Genomic DNA, 18,612 nt, shown 5'->3' with positions numbered 1-18,612 from the left:
CCAATCAGTGCCCGTCTGGGTCACCGTGCACGCCGAGTTGTACGGCGCGGTACAAGATGTCCCGCTTCGTAGCTCCATCGACCGGGAGACACGCGCTTAGCTACGGCACGCTCCCTGCTCCGTCCTAGGCATGAACGCCAACCCCTTCGCGATGGTCGAACTCTCCGAAATCGAGCTCACGCAAGTGAGTGGGGGCGACTACGACGACAACTCCAGTTACCGGTCTGGTGAGATTGTTGAGGGCACGGACGGCGAGCTGTGGATGGCGGTAGAAGGCCTGGACGGCAGCTGGTCGATGGAGCGCGTCAACGATTTCTGATCGCTCGATCGGCCGTTCAACCGGAACTCGCCGGTCACCCCTCAGGCACGGTGCGCACGAACGCCTTACCCTCGTCGTGACACAGGAGCTGCACCGCGTGCCTTCCCGAATAGAGCACGGCGAGCACGCCGGCCCCGGCGACGGCCCACTGACCGGCGAGATACAAGCGCTCCACCCCCGGCACGCGGCGTGGGCTCTGCGCCATGAGCGCCTTGGGGGTGGGAAGCCACGCGCTGGTGACGCCGTCGGGGGCCGCGACCGCCTGCTCGTGCACCCTCGGCATCACGACCTCCGTGATGCGTACGGCATCGAGCGCTCGCGGCGCGTGACGCCCCAAGAGCCTTCGGGCGCCCGCGACGAGCGCTGCCTCGTTGAGGTCGCGCTCCTTCACGTCGACGGAGATCTGCACGACCGTTTCATCGGGCCCGGCGCCAGACGTGCCGCGATCAAAGAAGCGCAACGAGGCGAACGTCCCTGTTCCCTGCGCGAGCGGCTCGGTGAGCGCGATCTGTTGAAGCCACGCCTCTTTGGTGAAGTCTCCAGCGACGACGAAGTGAACGAACGCTGCCGGCGACGTGAGCGGCCATCGGTCCATCCGCTCTTGCGTGTGCGCGTCGGCGTGTCCTCCGCCGAGCAATCTTTCATGCAGCTGCCGCGTATCGACGGTGGCCACGACGGCGCTCGCCGCGAGCCGAGAGCCGTCCGCCAGCTCGACACCGGTCGCGCGGCCCTCCTCGACGAGGATCCGCGTGACCTGCGCGCCGAAGCGGAATTGCGCGCCGAGCGACAGCGCTCGCTTCTCGAGACGGCCCACGAAGGCGTCGGCGCCGCTCGTCACGCGCCCGACCTGCCCGCGCGCCAGGAGGCCGAGCAGCATCATGACGAACCAGGGCGCGACGGTGGGGTGCGGAAACACGTTGCCGAGAACGGCGCGGAGCGCCGGGCTCTTTGCGTGCGAGAGCCATTCCGCCATGGTTTGCTCAAGCAGCCGCTTGTTCGAGAAGATCGAGAGCGCGTTGCGCGCGTGCCAACCGAGCGAGAGCTTGTCGATGAAGCCCTGGAGCTCGGGCGGCTTCTCGAACCCTACCTTCACGGGATCGGTTTGCTCGAAGGCGTGCGCTCCCTTGACGAGCTCGTCGATGAGCCTCTCGTCTTCGGGGCCGAGAGCGAGGAGGTCGCGTCGGAGCGCCCCCAGATCACGCGTGACGGACAGCGCAGCGCCGGTGGCCTCGTCGACGATGCGCGCGTAGAGCTCGACGGTCCTCACGTCGTCGGCCGGCAGAACGCCCAGCGCCGAGTAGAGCTCGTAGGCTGCCAGCCCGGGGCCATGCTCGATGAAGAAGTAGACGCCCCCTTCGACGGTGTGACTTGGGTTCCAGCGGGTGAGCGCCACGCCGCCGGCGCGGGGAGCGCCGTCGAGGACCGTGACGGCGTACCCGTTCATTCGCAGAAAGCTCGCCGTCGCGAGCCCCGCGAGCCCTGCCCCAATGACGATGACGTTGCCGCTGTCCACGCTGCTCCTCATCTCCTCATGCCCCCTCCGCGCGCCACGAGACGCGCCGTCAGACCGCTCGGCGAAAGGCGCCGCTCTTCACGCGTTTCGCTCCGGGACGCTGCGAGCATAGTGGGCTGCGCCTGGCGTGTGGACCGATTCGGCGCGCCGGTCCAGGGGTGCGGGAGCCACCGATGCGCCGCGCGTTCCACGCCGACTCGGCCCTTCCCCTCCCCTGCTCGCGTGGTCTAACCTTCCCGCGGTTCAGTCGCTCTCCCCGCTTGCAGTGGGCTTGCGAAGTGGGCCATCGACACCGAAACCGCTGCCGCGCCACCCCTCGGGGCGCGCCACAGGCAAACCATGACGACCACGCTCAACGTCTCCGAAGTCATGACCCGCAACGTCCTCACCGCGGACGCCGAGTGGAGCGTCGATGAGCTCCGCGACTTCCTGCTCGAATACTCGATCAGCGGCGCCCCCGTGACGGACCGGCAAGGAAAGCTCCTCGGCGTCGTGTCGACGACCGATCTCCTCCGCTCAGCGTCGGAGGGGGCCGCCACCACCCTGGACCAGACGCTCTACGCCTACAGCCTCGACCGGCCGCTCCCGCACGAGGATCTGCGCGGACTCGACGTGCGCGCCCTGTCCGCCATGAAGGTTCGCGAGATCATGACCCCCATGGTCTTCGAGGTGCGCGCAAGCGCGCCCGTCCGAGAGGCCGCAGAGACCATGACCCGGGGTCGCATCCATCGCGTCTTCGTCACCGACGGCGGCAAGGTCGTGGGTGTCGTCTCGGCGCTCGATCTCGTGCGCGTGCTCCGCGACATGCTCGAGGGCTGAGCGCCGACGACGAGCGGCCGCGCGGACGGCAGCCGCGACTCTCGCTACTCCGCGAAGACTTTGTCTGGGTCTCCCAAGAACTCGAAGTGCATCGTGTCTTCGAGCACGTCGCGTCCGAGCCAGTGGAAGCCGTAGCGCTCGAAGGTGTCGACCCACTCCTTGGGGATCTTCGCCTTCTGAAAGACCGAAGCGACAGGCTTCTTGCACTGCGGGTGCTCGCGGAGCTTCCCTGCGCAGCCGCAACAAGGGTTTTGGTCCGCGTCGATGTCGAGCGCGATGCCGTAGACGTGGTTCGAGACCTCGCCACCGTGAAAGGTGTTCTTTGTGCGCAAGCCGTTGAGCAGCCTCGGCTTGTAACGAGCCGCCGCGCCGCTCTCCTCGAGGGCGCGCTCCACGCATCGCAGCGCCGGCGCCACCTTCGCGTGCAGCGTCAGCGGCAGCCCGAAGAAGGTCGTCTCCGTCGCGAAGTCCCGCGGGGTCTTCGTGTTCCACTCTCGCTTGCCGAAGCCGTGAAAGTACCCGTACTTCTCCGTGCGGTAGCGGATCGCTTCCTCGTGAAGCTTCGCCCCCTGCGCCTTGTCCTCCGGTGACGTGCCCCGAAACCAGTGGCTACGGATGAGGAACGTTTGCGCCACTTGTTCGGCGCACTTGCGCGCGTCGCGACGCGGGCCGACGCCCGGAGCCGTCGACGCGCGAGGCTTCTCATCGGCCGACGCCGTCGTCGCAAGGAGCGCGAGGGCGCCGATCAAGGCAAAGGGTTTCGTCGCCAACGCGCAAGGATAGCCCGGGTCGTGATCCGCGTCGCGGTCGGGGGCGCGGTGAGGTGGGGGGTCCCCTCTACGGCTGCTCCGGCGCTCGTCGCAAGCTGGGCATCAGCTCCTTCGCCCGGAGCATCCACTGCACACCAATGCGGTATGCGATGGGCAGCACGATGAGCGTCAACAGCGCGGCCGAGATGGTCCCCCCCACGATCACGACGGCCATCGGCCTCTGCATCTCCGCCCCCATGGCGCGGGAGAACGCGGCGGGCACGAGCCCGAGCGCCGCGAGCGCCGCCGTCATGAGCACGGGACGAAGGCGCTCGCTCGCGCCAAGCAAGATCGCTTGGTCGATGGGCAGGCCGTTGATGCGGTGCACCTCGATGGCCGAGAGCACGAGGACGCCGTTGAGGGACGCCTGGCCAATGAGCGCGATGAAGCCAACGGCGGCGGCGATGGAGACGGGCATGTGGAAGATCCACAGCCCCACAGCGCCGCCCACCAGCGCGAAGGGAACGTTCAGAAGAACGAGCACCGCCAGTGCCGCGGACCGGAAGGCGTTGAAGAGCAGGAGGAAGGTGACCACCAGCGAAATGGGGACGACGACGGCGAGACGCTTCAAGGCGCGCTCTTTCGACTCAAACTCCCCGCCCCACGTCACCGTCATGCCTTGCTCGGCGGCGAGCGCTTCGCGCACTGAACGGCGCGCCTCGTCTACGAACGAGCCGAGGTCGCGCCCTCGAACGTTCATGCGAAGACCCACATAGCGCTGCCCGTTCTCGCGGTTGATGGCGGCGCGCCCGTACTCGACCGAGATGTCCGCCACGGAGCTGAGCGGCACGAGCGCGCCGCTCTTCGACGGAAGGCGAAGCGCCGCGAGCTGCTCCGTCGTCTCTCGCGCCCCGCCGGCGAGGCGAACGGTGATCGGAAATACGCGATCCCCTTCCCAAAGCTCACCGACGTCGCGCCCCCCGAGCGCCGTCGCGAGGAAGCTCTGGATGTCCTGCATCGAGAGATCGAAGCGGCCGAGCATCTCGCGCTTGGGGCGCACCAAGAGCTGCGGCGCCTCGCCTGTCTTGACGATGGCGAGGTCAGCCACGCCCCGCACCTTCGCGAGGGCCGTCTGCGCCTTCCCCGCCGCGCTCTGGAGTTGCTCGAGATCGGCCGAGAAGATCTTTAGCGCCACCTGACCGAACTGGCCTGCGATGCTCTCGTTCACGTTGTCGCGAATGGGCTGGGAGAAGTTCACGTCGGTCCCCGGTACGGCCGACAGCGTGTGCTCCATCGACTCCATGAGCATGCCTAGGTTCTTGAACTCGGGACGCCACTGATCTTCGGGCTTCAGCCTGACGAAGAACTCGAGGTTGTTCGGCAACACAGGATCGGTCCCGTCTTCGGGGCGCCCGAGTTGACTGAGCGAAGACTCGACCTCCGGGTATGTGCTGATGACGGCGCTGAGCACGGGCTCAAGGCGCCTCCCTTCGTTGAGCGATGAGTTCCCCGGGAGCGTGAAGGTCAAGTACATCGCGCCTTCGTTCAGCTCCGGCAGAAACTCCGTGCCGAGGCGCGCGAGGAGTCCAAGCGCCAAGGACAGCGAGAGGACGGCCGCCGACAGGACGATCCAGGGCCGTCGCAGCGCGCCACGCAACGTGGGCACGTAGGCGTAAAGCGCGGCGCGGAGCAGCGGCGACTCGCGGTGCTTCTTCGGCTTCCGGTACACGTACGTCGCGAGGACCGGCACGAGCGTGACCGAGAGGAGCAGCGACCCTACGAGCGCCGCCACCACCGTGTGCGCCATGGGCGCGAAGATGCGGCCCTCGACGCGCTCCAAGAGGAAGATCGGCAGGTACGCCGCGATGATGATGAGCAGCGAGAAGACCGTTGGGCGGGCGACCTCGTTGACCGCCGCTGCGACGCGGTCTTGCACGCGGCCCGCGGGCTGTCGGCCCGCCGCGTCGCTCGCCATCTTGAACGCGATGGACTCGATGATGACGACGGCGCCGTCGACGATGATGCCGAAGTCGAGCGAGCCCATCGACAGGAGGTTCGCGCTCATGCCGCGCGCGTAGAGGTAGCCAAAGGCTGCCGCGAGCGAGAGGGGGATGAGCGCCGCGACGACCATGGCGGCGCCGAAATCCATCAAGAAGGCGACGAGCACGAGCACCACCAGCACAGCGCCCTCGACGAGGTTTCGCGTGACGGTGCTGAGCGTCTTGTCGACGAGCTCGGTGCGGTCGTAAAAGACGTTGATCTTGGTCCCCTTGGGGAGGATCTGCCCGTTCAGCTCGGCCACCTTGCTGCGCACCGCCGCGAGGACGCGCGACGGGTTCTCGCCGCGGCGCATGAGGACGATGCCCTCGACGGCGTCGCGGTTCTCGGCGCGGGCCACGATGCCCTCGCGCGGCTGCCATGCGACGCGCACGGAAGCGACGTCGCTCACGTAAATGGGTGTGCCGCCGCGCGTCGCCACGGCCACGCGGCCGATGTCGCCGCGATCGTTGAAGAGACCCTGGCTGCGAATGACGAGCTGCTCCGTGCCTCGCTCGATGACGCCACCCGACGCGTTGACGCTCGAGCCTTCGAGCGCCTGCGCCAAATCGGCCATGGTGAGGCGCTTGGCGGCCATGGCCACGGGGTCGGGGTGAACGGCGATTTCGCGCACGAGGCCGCCCATGACGACGACGTCGGCGACGCCCTCGACCTGCAAGAGGCGGGGCCTAACGAGCCAATCCTGGAGCGTGCGAAGCTCCAAGGGGTCGTCCGTCTCGGACGTGAGCGTGTAGCGGAAGATTTCGCCGATGGGCGTCGACACCGACCCCAGCTCTGGCTTCACCGACTCAGGGAGATTGGCGAGCCGCAGCCGCTCGGTCGTCTGGGCCCGTGCGAAGTAGATGTCGATGCCGTCTTTGAAGGTGAGCGTGACGTACGACAAGCCGAAGATGTTGATGCTTCGAACGCGGGCCAGACCGGGCATGCCGTTCACGACCCGCTCGATGGGGATCGACACCTGACGCTCCATCTCCTCGGCCGGCTGACCCGGGTGGCGCGTGATGACTTGAACCTGCGTGTCGGTGGGGTCGGGAAACGCTTCGATCGTCAGCGCGCTCAGCGCGAAGGTGCCCCACACAAGGAGGCCCAGCGAAACGACGAGCACCGCTAGCCGGCTCTCGACGGCAAAGTCGACGATCTTCTTGACCACGCAGGCGGCAGGCTAGCAGAGCCGTAGCGAGACCAAAAAAATGCGCCGGCGCCCGTCAACCGCGCAGGACGTGTTTCGCGATGACCATGCGCTGAACCTCGCTGGTTCCCTCGCCGATCTCGCAGATCTTCGCGTCGCGCAGGTGGCGCTCGACGTTGAACTCGCGCGTGTAGCCGTAACCGCCGTGCACTTGAAGCGACCGGTTGCAGGCGCGCGTCGACGCCTCGCTGGCGTAGAGCTTCGCCATGGAGGCCTCGCGCGAGTAGGGCAAGCCTTGGTCGGCGAGCCACGCGGCGCGGTACGTGAGCAAGCTCGCGGCGTCGAGCTCGGTCTTGCTGTCGGCGAACATCCACTTGATGGCCTGAAAGTCCGCGATGGGCTTGCCGAACTGCTTTCGTTCCTTCGCGTATGCGACGGCCATGTCGAGGGCGCCGTAGCCGAGGCCGAGCGCCATCGCGGCGATGGAAATGCGGCCGCGGTCGAGGATCTTCATGGTGTCGGTAAAGCCGTGGTCCACCTCGCCGATGCGCGCCGTGTCGGGGACGAACACGTCTTCAAAGGTGAGCTCCACCGTGTCGCTGGAGCGACAACCGAGCTTCTCCAAGTGCTTCGACGCGGAGAAACCCGACGTGCCGCGATCGACGACGAAGGCCGTGATGCCCTTCTGTTTCGGGGCATCGGGGTTGGTGCGCGCGAGGACCACGCAGAACCCACCGACGCTGCCCTGCGTGATGAACATCTTGGTGCCGTTGATGAGCCATCCGTCACCTCGGCCATCGGCGTGGCGGCGCGCGGTGGTCATGAGGCCCGCCGAGTCGCTGCCGCTGCCCGGCTCCGTGAGGGCCCACGCCGCGAGCCACTCGCCGGCGGCGGCCTTCGGCAGGTACTTCTGCTTCTGCGCCTCGTTGCCAAACGCGAGGATGTGCCCGGTGCCGAGCCCGTTGTGCGAAGCGACCGTGAGCGCCAACGAGCCGTCGACCCTGGCAATCTCTTCGACGCAGATGGCGTAGCTCGTCGTGTCCATGCCGGAGCCGCCGTATTCCTCGGGAATGCGGATGCCCAACAGCCCCAACGCCGCGAGCTTGGGCATCACCTCGTGCGGGAAACGCTCTTCGCGGTCCCACGTCTGCGCGTACGGAAGCACCTCGGACTTGGCGAAATCCGAGACGGTCTTTTTGAGGAGCGCGTGGTGCTCAGAGAGGGTGAAGTCCATCGCCTCTTGGCATAGCGCAACGCTCAGCCGTCATGAACCGAGAACGACGCCGGAGGCCCACGGCAGCCTCGCTTCAACGAACGGCGACGCAGGCGCTGAGGGATTCGGCGGGAGGGTGTTGGCAGCGGTAGCCCGCCGGGCACCGATCGCCTCCACCGCAGGGACGGGAGCAGTAGCCAGCCGCGCCTTCGAGGACGCAGACCCCGGCGGCGCACTGCAGGCCCTCGCTGCAATCGCCATGGAGGTCGGTGATGGGTTTCTGGGCCTTGCCGCGGCGCGAGGGACCGCCGGGTCCGACTCCGCCATCGGCGTCCTTCGCCGCAAGGACACCGTGAGCCACGGCGAGATCGCGCAGCGACCTCCAGGCGTCGAGCTGCAAGAAGGCGAACGACGCGCACGTCACGACGGGCGCCGACAGGCCAACGAGCTCGCCGGACCCCTCGTCGATGGCGACGGCGCCGGGAAGCGCGCCGCAGCCTTCGGCGTCGAGCGTCGCGACGGCTCGCTCCGCCTCGCGAAAGGTGACGTGATCGCGGAGCAGTCGGAGATGCGGACGCTCCGCGGTGAACGACACGACGCGCACGTGTTCGCCGGCCTCCGCCGGATGCCCGCGCGGCGCGAACGGCGCCAGGCCGTCGGCTTGGCCGTCCAGTACGATGGCCGCGAGGGCGTCGCGCTCGCAGGGATCGGCGGCGATGATCTCGCGAGCGCCAGGGAGCACCTCCCGCGACGTGTCGCCGCTGCGCAAGACGAGGGCCTCTGGCGCGACGGCGCGACACGCGCTTCGCAGCACGCACGAGGCCGGTACCAAGGCGACATTCGAGGCGATGAGCGCGGCGCCACATGGAGCGGAGCCGCGCACCTCAAGAAGGACGAGCCCCGAGGTCTTCCCGTCATCGGGGACGCCCGGCGGCGGTCTCGCGACGTCAAAGCGCGGCGATGCGCTCTCACCCGCGTCCGGGTCGCGGGCTCGCGGGGCGGGCAACGGCGGCGAGGCGACGGGATCGCCGCACGCGGCCAGCACCACGAGGAGCATCAAGAGGCCGTAAGCCATCATGGCTCTCGCGCATGCGCGCGTCGTGCCGCCTTCGTCTCGGCGAGATCGCTACGTTTTCCTCGTTCGCTCCCCGTCCATGGCCAGAAGCGGACGGCCACGGACAGGGGCAAGCCGCGGCGAGCCACCTCGCGGCGTCGCCCGAATCGCCGCGCCCTCACTCAGAGCGGCGCGAAGCGCGCGGAGAAGTGGCGCAGCGCCGGCGGCTCGTAGGCGATGCGCATCCCCTTGAGTGACGATGCGCGGGCCTTCACGCGCGCCGCCACCTCGATGACGTAGTCGATGTGCGCCTGCGTGTAGGTCCGCCGCGGCAGCGCGAGGCGGACGAGATCCATCGCGCCGGCCTTCTCCGTCCCGTCGGGCGCGCGACCGAACATCACGGTTCCGATCTCGCAGCCGCGGACGCCGCCCTCTAAGTAGAGCGACGCGGCGAGCGCTTGCCCCGGGTATTCGAGCGGCGGGATGTGCGGCAGGAGCCCGCGCGCGTCGAGGTAGACGGCGTGCCCGCCGACGGGGACGACGATGGGGATGCCGGCCCGCTCGAGGCCCAAGCCCAGGTATTCGGTGGAGCGAATCCGGTAGCGAAGGTAGTCCTCGCGAACGACCTCACGGAGCCCTTGCGCGATGGCCTCGAGATCGCGGCCCGCGAGGCCGCCATAGGTGGGAAAGCCCTCCGTAAGAATGAGCACGTTGCGGCACTTTCGCGCGAGCTCGTCGTCGTTCATGGCGAGCCAGCCGCCAATGTTCGCGAGGCCGTCCTTCTTGGCCGACATGGTCATGCCGTCGAAACACGAGGCCATCTCGCGGACGATGGCGACGATGTCCCTGCCCTCTTGCCCAGCCTCTCGTTCGCGAATGAAAAACGCGTTCTCGGCGAAGCGGCATCCGTCGAGGAAGAGCGGTACGCCAAAGCGCTCGGTCACGGCGCGCACCGCGTGAATGTTCGCGAGGCTCACCGGCTGGCCACCTCCCGAGTTGTTCGTCACGGTGAGCATGACGACAGGGACGCTACGACGCTCCGCCTCGACCTCAAGCAGTCGCTCGAGGGCCTCCACGTCCATGTTGCCCTTGAAGGGATGCCGCGACGACGGCACGCGCCCCTCCGCGATGACGAGATCGACGGCGCGGGCGCCGCTCCACTCCACGTTGGCGCGCGTCGTGTCGAAGTGCGTGTTGCTGGGAATGACCTTCCCGGCGCCGCCGACCGTCGAGAAGAGGATCTTCTCGGCGGCGCGCCCTTGATGCGTCGGGATGACATGACGGAAAGGAAAGAGCTCCTTCACGGCTGCATCGAAGCGGTAGAAAGACGGCGATCCGGCGTAGCTCTCGTCGCCGCGCTGGATGGCCGCCCACTGCTCCGCAGACATGGCGCCCGTGCCCGAGTCGGTGAGCAAGTCGATGAGGACGTCGTCGGAATGGAGCGCGAAGAGGTTGTAGCCAGCCTCCGCGAGGCGAGCCGCGCGCTCTTCGCGCGTCGTCATGCGAATGGGCTCAACCGATTTGATGCGGAAGGGTTCGATGACGGTCCTGAAGTCGGCGTCCATAGGCTCGATCTCGTGGACAGCTCTGAGTCGGGCCCCCCGTTGGCCGCCGTCAAGAGCGCTGAAACTGCTGCGAGCCGCCCCCGAAGCCCTTCGGGTACTCGTAGTGGAGACGCCCCCGCGGGTGCGCGTGACTGTGCCGCTCGCACCAGAGCGTCGCGCCCTTGGTCTCGGCCTGGACGGCGACGCACGCCACGCAAGGCGGCTCGATCTCGGGCGCGCCCGAGTAGTCCTTCCGGCGGGCGACGTAGACGGGGCAGCTCGCCTTCTTGACGACCTGCTCGGCGACGGAGCCGAGCACCATGCGCTCGAGCGCGCCGCGATCGTGGGTACCGACGACCACGAGATCGGCGTGCAGATCGGCGGCGAGCTGGATGATCTCGCGCCAGGCGACGCCGACGGCCACGTGAAGGGTGGCGCCGCCGGCGATGCCCGCCGCCGCGGCCGCCTGCCCCAAGAGGGCCTGCGCATCGGCCTTCGCCGACTCGCGTTGCGCCGCCTCGCGAGGGTCGAGAACGTGAACCAAGTGCAGCTCGCTGCCGGGCATGCTCGCAAAGCGCGAAGCGGCGCTCATCGCCTCCTTCGAGGCCTCCGAGCCATCGGTGGCGGCAAGGATGACGACGCGCTGCGCGGGAAAGGTCGAGGTGTTCATGCGGCGCGACCAAGCAACACGCGTGCCGCTCGCGGCGCACGCGGTTTGTCAGCGCTCGGTGGTTGGGTGGCGCAAACGCTGCGCCGGGACGGGGCTCCTCCTAGGAGGCTTTCGCGCCAGACCCCAGGCGAGGCACCACGCTCGAGTTCATCGGCGGACGCGAGGAGCGGTTCGCGGCGGCCCCATCTCGGAGGGACTCAATTTTGGCCATGGCGAGGCGGAGGCTCACGGCCATGCGTTCGATAGCGCGGGCGACATCTCCTAGCTCATCGGTCCGCGTCGACTCGGGAATGGCGATGGACATCTCGCCGAGGCTCATGCGCTCGGCCGCATGGGTCAAACGGCGGATGGGACTGGTGAAGCCACGGGAGAACGCAAACGCCAAGAGGAGTGCAACGACGGCAGAGCCGCCCAGCACGAAGGCCGCATCGGCGTTCGCCTGGCGGCTTGGCTCGTAGGCCTCGTCGACGTCCTGCTGCGCGATGAGCGTCATACCCTCCCGCGTGGTGGTGGCCACCGAAACGACTCTCCGGCCGCCGTCATCCAGGAGAAAAGGCGGCTTCTGGTCGCTGCGAGCCGCAACGATGGCCGCGTGCTGGCTCAGATCCTTCTGGACGCGAGCGAACTCCTTCTCGGGGTGGGCGACGACCCTGCCCTTCGCATCGAGGAGGAAAGCAAAGCCGGTTCGACCGATGCTCGAGTCCACGATCTGCTTGGAGATGTCTTCGATCAAGAGCGCCGCGGAGAGCGCGCCAACGGCCTGCCCGTCCCGGTAGATAGGCACCGCGAGGATGAACGCGGGAAGGCCGCTCGTCTTCCCGACGGCAGCCTCGAGGCCGTAGCCTTTGGCAGGATTGAGCGCGTCCTTGAAGTATTGGCGGTCCCCGTAATAGAGCGAGGACTTGCCGTCGCTCCGCCCCTCGTTCGTCCCATCGGTCGCTCGAATGGTGTGCGCGAGATAGATGTACGGATACTCCTGGTTGATCGCGCGAAGCGTCGGCGCTTGTCGCGCGCCATCCATCGATATGATGTCAGGGTCGAGCGCGGCGAGGCGCAACATGCGGAGGTGCGCGTCGAGCCACTGATCGGTGTAGGTCGAGAGTCGGTCCGCCGTCGCGGACAGGCGAGTGTGGATCGCCGACTCCAGTTGCTTCGACTGAACCCGATAGCTGACATACCAGATGAGGCCGGTCGGCAGCAGTGCCGCAGCCAGCATGATGACGAGCATCTTGCCGAAGATTCCGAGGCCGTTGGTCTTCTTGTCGGTCGTCATGGGAGCGCCTTTCGACGCGCACCCTACTGAGGCGGGACAAGATTTTCGACCCCGTGTGGCGTCACCTCGGAAGATTGCCGCCACTGAAAAAGCACCCCTGCTGAGGGGACTCACCGGTGTCTGGTCCGATACCCCGGCCAACCGACGCCATCGCTGCTCTTCGCGCGGGGATTCGGGCAACACGGCCAGGTGCGCCACCGAAACGACCCGGGCATCGTTCTTGCGAACGGCAGCCCATGCGCTCCTCGGCTCGCTTCGCCCTTGTCCTCCTCACGCTCGCCGCCTGCGCGCCGGCCAACGACGACTCGACCGCCGAATCGGAGGGCGCCCTCGGCGCCACGGGGACCTCCGGCGGCGCGGCGACGCTGCCGAACGCGATCCACTGGGTCCGCAACTCTGCCGAGTACCGCGCCGCCGTGCGCCAAGCGTACCGGCTCGCCGCCGCCAACGTCGCGAGCGAGCTTGCGCGAACGAAGCTCGCGCCAGGCACATGGGGCGTCGTGCTCGACGCCGACGAGACCGTCGTCGACAACTCGGCCTACAACATGGAACGCGCGTTCTCCCCTGAGGGCTCGACCAGCTCGAGCTGGGACACGTACGTCAAGAGCGGCACCGGCAAAGCGATCCCGGCAGCGATGCCCTTCCTCGAAGAGGTCAAGCGCGCCGGCGGCCGCGTGTTCATCGTCACGAACCGCAGTGAAGCCCACTGCGCGGCGACGCAAGACAACCTCCGGCGCATCGGCGTGAGCTTCGACGCCATCTTGTGCAAGGGCACGTTCGAGAGCGACAAGAACGGACGCTTCCGCGCCATCGAAGAGGGCAAGGCGCCGAGCCCGCTGCCGGCGACGAAGGTCCTCGTCTACGTCGGCGACAACGTGATGGACTTCCCGGGGCTCGACCAAGCGGCGCGGGACCGGGAGGAGAGCCTCAAAGAGTTCGGCGGTCGCTTCATCCTCATCCCGAACCCAATGTACGGCTCTTGGGAGAAGAACGAGCGCCGGTAGAGCGTGGTGTCCGGCCGTTACGCGTCCTCGCCAGCAGCGACGCGACGAAGGCTGAAGGGCACGTGAATTCGCAACGTCCCTCCGCCGTGCGGCGGCGCGAAGGTCGACCCCTTCAATCGCTCGGTGATGCATGAGAGGGTCTGAGGCCCGAGGATCGCTCCGCCGGTCGTCTCGACCTTGAGGACGTGGCCGTCGGGTCCGACGATCACATCGACGGTGATGAAGCCGTGGGCGTTCGGTTGCACGGCAACGCGGGCCTTGTAGCAAGCGAGGAGCTCGGGTCGAACGCGCTCGAGGACGCGGTTGGCATCCTCGGTGGCCTTCGCGTGATAGTCGGGATCGTCGTCGGCGCGCTTGACGACACGAGCTTGCTCGCAGACGAGATCACACACCTGCGACTTGCCGCTCTCGTCGGCCGACCCGACGGCCCCCGCGGTGGTGGACGAAGGCGCCGACGGCGGCCCCGCCACAGCGGGAGGGGTCGCGGCGCAGGCGGCGAAGAGAGGCGAGGTTAGCGCGGCGAAGAGCCATCGAGGGATGGTGTGCATGGGCGCCGGCCGGTGCATGCCCCATACCGACCGGGGCCACGCCCGGGCGCCGCCATTTGCTGGCCTTTGCGGCGCGGCGACCGCAGGCCTTGCTCTCCGCGCGCAAGGACTGCGCTGCGCGGGTCTTGCGCGCGGCTCAGGCGCGCGAGCGGACGTTGTCCTTCACCCACTGCACGATCGCCTCGAGCGACGTGCCGGGCGTGAAGACACCTTTGACGCCCGCGTCGAGGAGGCGCTGCATGTCGGCCTCGGGAATGATGCCGCCGCCGAAGAGGACCACGTCGGTGGCACCCTGCTTCTTGAGCGCGTCCATCACGGCCGGGAAGAGCGTGTTGTGAGCCCCGCTCATGATGGAGAGCCCCACGGCGTCGACGTCTTCTTGCACCGCGGCTGCGGCGATCATCTCGGGCGTCTGGTGGAGCCCCGTGTAGACGACCTCGAAGCCCGCGTCGCGGAGGGCCCGGGCTACGACCTTAGCGCCCCGATCGTGGCCATCGAGCCCCGGTTTGGCGACGAGAATGCGGAGCTTGCCTTCGGTCATGGTCCAGCCTCGCGGTTTCTTAGCCAAATCGGACGGGCGATTCAACCAGTTCCGCGAAGCCGCGCATGGGCTGAGCGGCCGGCGCCCCCTCCCCTTGGGCTCGCTCGCGAGCGTCGCCTGGCGCGATTTCGGCGGTCGCGTAGTTGCGAAATACCCTCTAGTGTTCGAGCCCAACGTGCGACTTCACCCAACGCGCGCCACCTTCCACGTCGCCCTCGCGGGCGCCCTGCTCCTGGCGCTGTCCGTAGCCACCCGGTCGCCGTCGGTGGCGGCCTTTGGCGGCGCGATGATCCTCGCCGTCGCCCTCGGGCGAGCCACCGCCATGACGTCCGTGACGCGCCTTCGCGCGGCCGGCTTCGAGATGGTGTGGACCTCCTCCCGGCGGGTCCTTCGGGCGGCGCGCGGCGAGGTCGTCACCCTGGAAGCGGAGCTACGCAACCGGAGCGACGAGCCGATGCGCGGCGTCAGCCTGCGCGCCGTCGCGTCGAGCTACCTGCCAACGGAAGTCCAGCCACCGACGGTCGACCTGCCGGCGCACTCGCGTGTCCGCGTCAACGTCGAGATCACGCCGCATCGGGTGGGTCGGTGGGGTGTCCACGGCATGGCCCTCGAAGTGCGCGGGACGCCCGTCGGCGGCGAGGGCCTCTACGAAGTCCCCCTGATGTTCGCCAACCCGTTCGGCATCGAGGTCTTCCCTCGGTCGCTCCACGTGATGCTGCAGTCGCCCCGCGGCGGCCGCTCTCGGCGAAGCGCCGACGCGGGCCGCAGCGCGCCGGTAGCCGGTGACGGCGAAGAGCTGCGCGAGCTCCGCGATCACCAGCACGGCGACGCCTTCAAGCGCATCGCGTGGAAGGCGAGCGCCAAGCGCGGTCGCCTCATCGTGCGCGAGATGGAGCGCGAAGAGCGCGAGGTGCTCTGGCTCGTGCTCGACGCGTCGGTGGAGCTGTGGGCGGGCGCCGTTGGCAAGGCGCCACTCGACGACGCCGTCGACGAGGTGGCGGCACTCGCCACAAGGCACTTGGCCCGCGGCGACCGCGTGGGCCTCGTCGTCTTCGCCTCGCGCATGCGCTCGTGGCTCGTGCCGGCCGCGGGGCCGCCGCACGCGAGCAAGATCGCGGCCGCCCTCGCCAGCGCCGCCAGCACCGTCGACGCCGACCGCTGCGAGCTTGAAGAACACGAGCTCGCGGCCCGCGTCGCCGAGCACGCGAGGCCGCTCGACGCCAAGGGCCTCGCCGACTTGCCCCGCGGCAACCTCGATCTCTTGGCCGCGCGGGCCGAGATGTTACGCGGTCGCGCGCCCTTCGCGCCGCGCGTACCGCTCTCGCGCGACAAGCGCGAGCAGGCCTTCCGGCACTACCTCGCGGCCTTCGGCATTGAGCTACCTCCGCGCACAGAGGGCGAGCGCGACCGCGCCCACGCGACGCTGGCCACAGCCCTCGACAAGATTCACCGCGACAAGATCCGGCCGTCGGTCGTGCATATCTTCTCGCCCGCGCCGCCGCCCACGAGCGAGGTCTTCGCGTCGCTGAGGCGCCTCAAGGCCCGCCGCGTCGAGGTGCGCTGGTCTGTGCCGGCCTTCGAACAGGGAACTTCGCCCTCCGGCGCGGACCTCCGCGGCGTCGTCGAGGAGGCAGTTCGTATTCGAGCGCGCGCTTCGCGCGAGCGCGCCGAGCGGATCTTGCGGCGCCTCGGCGTACGCGCGCGTTCCTTCGAGAGGCACACGCTGAGCGGCGCGAGCCAAGAACTGCCGCTCGACAAGACCATCGTCGACGCGCCTCCCATCGAGGAAGCGTGAGCGATCCGCGCGCCCTCCTCGCCGCTCGAGGTCTCTCCGCAAAGAAGAGCTTCGGGCAAAACTTCCTGCTCGATCAGGAGGTCCTCGCCTCCATCGCGGTGGCGTGCGTCCCCGACGACGAGCGGGGCCGCGCCGACGTCGTCGAGCTGGGCGCCGGCACCGGCGCGCTCACGAGGCTGCTCGCGGCGCGCGCGAAGCGCGTGTCGGCTGTCGAACGCGATCGCGATCTGGTGCCGCTCTTGGAAGAAGACCTGCGGGGGGACATCCTCGAGGGCCGGCTCGCCGTCGTCGAGGCCGACGCGAAGACCGTGGATCTCGCGATGCTCTTTGAGCCGCGCGACGCGACCGTGCCTCGCGTCCTCTGCGGCAACCTGCCCTACCAGCTGACGGGGCCGCTCTTGACGCGCGCCACGGCGGAGGCCGACCTCATCGACCGCGCAGTCTTCCTGATCCAACGCGAAGTGGCCGACCGGCTCACCGCGTCGCCGGGCAGCAAGACCTACGGCGCGCTGACCGTCTTCACGCAGGCCGCGTTCACGGCGAAGCGCCTCAGGCTCGTCGGCCCCCACGCGTTTCATCCCGCGCCATCGGTCACGAGCGCCGTCGTCGTGCTAACGCCTCGCCGGCCGCGCGTCGCCGACGAGAGTCCGCTCTTTCGTGACCTCGTAAAGGCGGCCTTCGGCGCGCGGCGCAAGACGCTGAAGAATGCCTGGGGCCGCCTCGGCCCGCACGTGCTGGCGGCGGCCACGGCCTCGGGAATCTCCCTCGACGCGCGCGGCGAGACGCTCTCCGTCGATGACTTCGCCCGCCTCGAACGCGCGCTCCGATAGGCGCCGCGGAATCGGCTATCCTCCGGGCCCGTGTCGCAGGACTCCGAAGGCCCCAGCCCGCCGCCCAGCAGCGTCGAGGACATGCTCCGGCCGCAGCGCAAAGCGCTCGCGGCGTTGGCGCGTTCGTCGGCGATCTCCGAAGGCGATGTCGCGACGGCGCTGGCCCAGCTCACGGAGGTCGCGGCGAGCGTCTTGGGCGTCGAGCGCGCGAGCGTCTGGCGGTTCGACCAAGAGCACAGCCGCATCGAGTGCGTGAACCTCTTCGAACGCAGCAAGCGCCGCCACTCGCGCGGTCTCGTCATCGAGCGAAGCGCGGCTCCGCGCTATTTTGCCGCCCTCGATTCGGAAAGGAACATCTCCGCTGCGAACGCACTCACCGACGCCCGCACGAGCGAGTTCGCCGACGGCTACCTCGCGCCGCTCGGCATCGGCGCGATGCTCGACGCGCCGGTCTTCGAAGGCGCGGCGCTCGTGGGGGTTGTGTGCCACGAACACGTAGGCGCCCCTCGCGCCTGGAGGCTCTGGGAAGAGCTCGTGGCCGCGACCATGGCCGACCTCGTGGCCATCGCGCTCCTCACAGCGGAGCGGCTCGCCGCGGGCCGCGCCCTCGCCGCCCATCAGCGCGCCTTGGAACGCCTCGTCGAAGAGCGCACCTTGAAGCTGCAACAGACGGAGCGCGACTTGGGGCGACTCTTCGAAGCGTCGCCGGTGCCACTCTTCCTCGTCCGCGCAGCAGACCTGCGCGTCCTCTTGTCGAACCAGCGCGCCGCCGAGCTGCTGGGCGCAGCGCAGTCCTTGGGCGCCATCTGCGCCCGCGAGGGTGACGCGGCGCGACTCGTCGACGCGGCCATGGGTCCGGCGCCGCACGAGCCCATCAAGGCCGAGCTCGTGGGCACCAACGGGCCGCTCTTCGCCGAGCTCGCCGTCGAGCGCATCACTCACGACGGCGACGACGCGCTCCTTGTGGGCGTTCACGACGTGACGCGGCAGCGAGCGGCGGAGGCCGCGCTGCTCGAGCTCGCCGTCCGCGACGGCCTCACCGGCGTCTTCAACCGGCGCCACTTCTACAGCCTCGCCCGCGAGGAGTGCGAGCGCGCCGACCGTTACAAGCGCCCCGTCAGCTTCGCCTTGCTCGACGTCGACCACTTCAAGCGCATCAACGACGAGCACGGCCACGCGACGGGCGACTCCGTGCTCCGCATCCTTGCGTCGCGACTCTTGGCGAGCATGCGCAAGGCCGACATCGTCGCACGCTTCGGCGGCGAAGAGTTCGTCATGATGCTCCCCGAGACGAACCTCTCAGCCGCCGAGCAGGTGACGCGGCGAATCCACGCGGCCGCCCACGAACGATCCTACGAGTCGCCGGCGGGACCGCGCACCTTCACGGTGAGCATCGGCGTCGTGGAGCGCGCCCCGGGCGAGGCGCTCGAGGCTGCGGTGGAGCGCGCCGACCGAGCCATGTACGCGGCAAAAGAGGCGGGCCGCGACCGCGTCGTCGTCGCCTGAGTGAGCCGGGTCCGTCGAGGAGCCGATCGTCGCGGCAGCGGCACCGC

General features: G+C 68.7%; 16 protein-coding genes. 6 read left to right on the top strand and 10 right to left on the bottom strand.

What is annotated here, in order from left to right; genetic code table 11:
* Positions 1–130 precede the first annotated feature (130 nt).
* A complete protein-coding gene (locus tag IPG50_23585) occupies positions 131–319 on the top strand; it encodes a hypothetical protein (GenBank protein MBK6695167.1) in 189 nt (62 codons plus the stop codon).
* A 34-nt stretch (positions 320–353) separates the two neighbouring features.
* Here the strand turns inward: IPG50_23585 and IPG50_23580 are convergent, their stop codons facing one another.
* On the bottom strand, positions 354–1,832 hold the full coding sequence (locus IPG50_23580; protein ID MBK6695166.1) for an NAD(P)/FAD-dependent oxidoreductase: 1,479 nt from the start codon (positions 1,830–1,832) through the stop codon (positions 354–356).
* 339 nt (positions 1,833–2,171) lie between these two features.
* Here IPG50_23580 and IPG50_23575 point away from each other — a divergent pair, with 339 nt between their 5' ends.
* Positions 2,172–2,651 (top strand): CBS domain-containing protein, encoded by a 480-nt coding sequence (locus IPG50_23575; protein ID MBK6695165.1) that lies wholly within the window; start codon positions 2,172–2,174, stop codon positions 2,649–2,651.
* 44 nt (positions 2,652–2,695) lie between these two features.
* Here the strand turns inward: IPG50_23575 and IPG50_23570 are convergent, their stop codons facing one another.
* The 7 genes from IPG50_23570 to IPG50_23540 form a co-directional block, all read right to left on the bottom strand.
* Entirely contained in the window at positions 2,696–3,421 is a 726-nt protein-coding gene (locus tag IPG50_23570) for a M15 family metallopeptidase (GenBank protein MBK6695164.1), read from the bottom strand.
* A 67-nt stretch (positions 3,422–3,488) separates the two neighbouring features.
* Positions 3,489–6,608 (bottom strand): efflux RND transporter permease subunit, encoded by a 3,120-nt coding sequence (locus IPG50_23565; protein MBK6695163.1) that lies wholly within the window; start codon positions 6,606–6,608, stop codon positions 3,489–3,491.
* 55 nt (positions 6,609–6,663) lie between these two features.
* Positions 6,664–7,821 carry an acyl-CoA dehydrogenase family protein gene (locus tag IPG50_23560; GenBank protein ID MBK6695162.1) on the bottom strand — a complete coding sequence of 386 codons (1,158 nt, stop codon included), beginning with the start codon at positions 7,819–7,821 and terminating at the stop codon, positions 6,664–6,666.
* 73 nt (positions 7,822–7,894) lie between these two features.
* A complete protein-coding gene (locus tag IPG50_23555) occupies positions 7,895–8,878 on the bottom strand; it encodes a hypothetical protein (protein ID MBK6695161.1) in 984 nt (327 codons plus the stop codon).
* Between the two features lie 158 nt (positions 8,879–9,036).
* Positions 9,037–10,419 carry a tryptophanase gene (locus IPG50_23550; GenBank protein ID MBK6695160.1) on the bottom strand — a complete coding sequence of 461 codons (1,383 nt, stop codon included), beginning with the start codon at positions 10,417–10,419 and terminating at the stop codon, positions 9,037–9,039.
* Between the two features lie 49 nt (positions 10,420–10,468).
* On the bottom strand, positions 10,469–11,068 hold the full coding sequence (locus IPG50_23545; GenBank protein MBK6695159.1) for a universal stress protein: 600 nt from the start codon (positions 11,066–11,068) through the stop codon (positions 10,469–10,471).
* Between the two features lie 100 nt (positions 11,069–11,168).
* A complete protein-coding gene (locus tag IPG50_23540) occupies positions 11,169–12,341 on the bottom strand; it encodes a HAMP domain-containing protein (protein MBK6695158.1) in 1,173 nt (390 codons plus the stop codon).
* A gap of 236 nt (positions 12,342–12,577) precedes the next feature.
* Here IPG50_23540 and IPG50_23535 point away from each other — a divergent pair, with 236 nt between their 5' ends.
* Positions 12,578–13,345 carry a hypothetical protein gene (locus IPG50_23535; protein ID MBK6695157.1) on the top strand — a complete coding sequence of 256 codons (768 nt, stop codon included), beginning with the start codon at positions 12,578–12,580 and terminating at the stop codon, positions 13,343–13,345.
* A 17-nt stretch (positions 13,346–13,362) separates the two neighbouring features.
* On the opposite strand, the gene IPG50_23530 is transcribed toward IPG50_23535, so the two are convergent.
* Together IPG50_23530 and IPG50_23525 are read right to left on the bottom strand one after the other, a co-directional pair.
* Positions 13,363–13,893 carry an AgmX/PglI C-terminal domain-containing protein gene (locus IPG50_23530; protein MBK6695156.1) on the bottom strand — a complete coding sequence of 177 codons (531 nt, stop codon included), beginning with the start codon at positions 13,891–13,893 and terminating at the stop codon, positions 13,363–13,365.
* Positions 13,894–14,029: 136 nt separating this feature from the next.
* A complete protein-coding gene (locus tag IPG50_23525; GenBank protein ID MBK6695155.1) occupies positions 14,030–14,434 on the bottom strand; it encodes a cobalamin B12-binding domain-containing protein in 405 nt (134 codons plus the stop codon).
* 175 nt (positions 14,435–14,609) lie between these two features.
* On the opposite strand from IPG50_23525, the gene IPG50_23520 reads away from it, so the two are divergent.
* Genes IPG50_23520 through IPG50_23510 form a run of 3 tightly spaced genes read left to right on the top strand, consistent with a single transcriptional unit; the run spans position 14,610 to position 18,565 of the window.
* Entirely contained in the window at positions 14,610–16,229 is a 1,620-nt protein-coding gene (locus IPG50_23520) for a DUF58 domain-containing protein (protein ID MBK6695154.1), read from the top strand.
* Positions 16,226–17,059, top strand: coding sequence for a ribosomal RNA small subunit methyltransferase A (gene rsmA, locus IPG50_23515; GenBank protein MBK6695153.1), 834 nt, complete (start codon positions 16,226–16,228; stop codon positions 17,057–17,059). Before IPG50_23520 ends, rsmA begins: the two co-directional genes overlap by 4 nt.
* A 30-nt stretch (positions 17,060–17,089) precedes the next feature.
* Complete coding sequence (locus IPG50_23510) at positions 17,090–18,565, top strand: sensor domain-containing diguanylate cyclase (protein ID MBK6695152.1); 1,476 nt, start codon at positions 17,090–17,092, stop codon at positions 18,563–18,565.
* Positions 18,566–18,612: the final 47 nt, after the last annotated feature.

The organism is Myxococcales bacterium, assembly GCA_016703425.1.
In the GTDB taxonomy this organism is placed as follows: domain Bacteria; phylum Myxococcota_A; class Polyangia; order Polyangiales; family Polyangiaceae; genus JADJCA01.
This window is presented reverse-complemented; position numbering and strand designations above follow the sequence as displayed.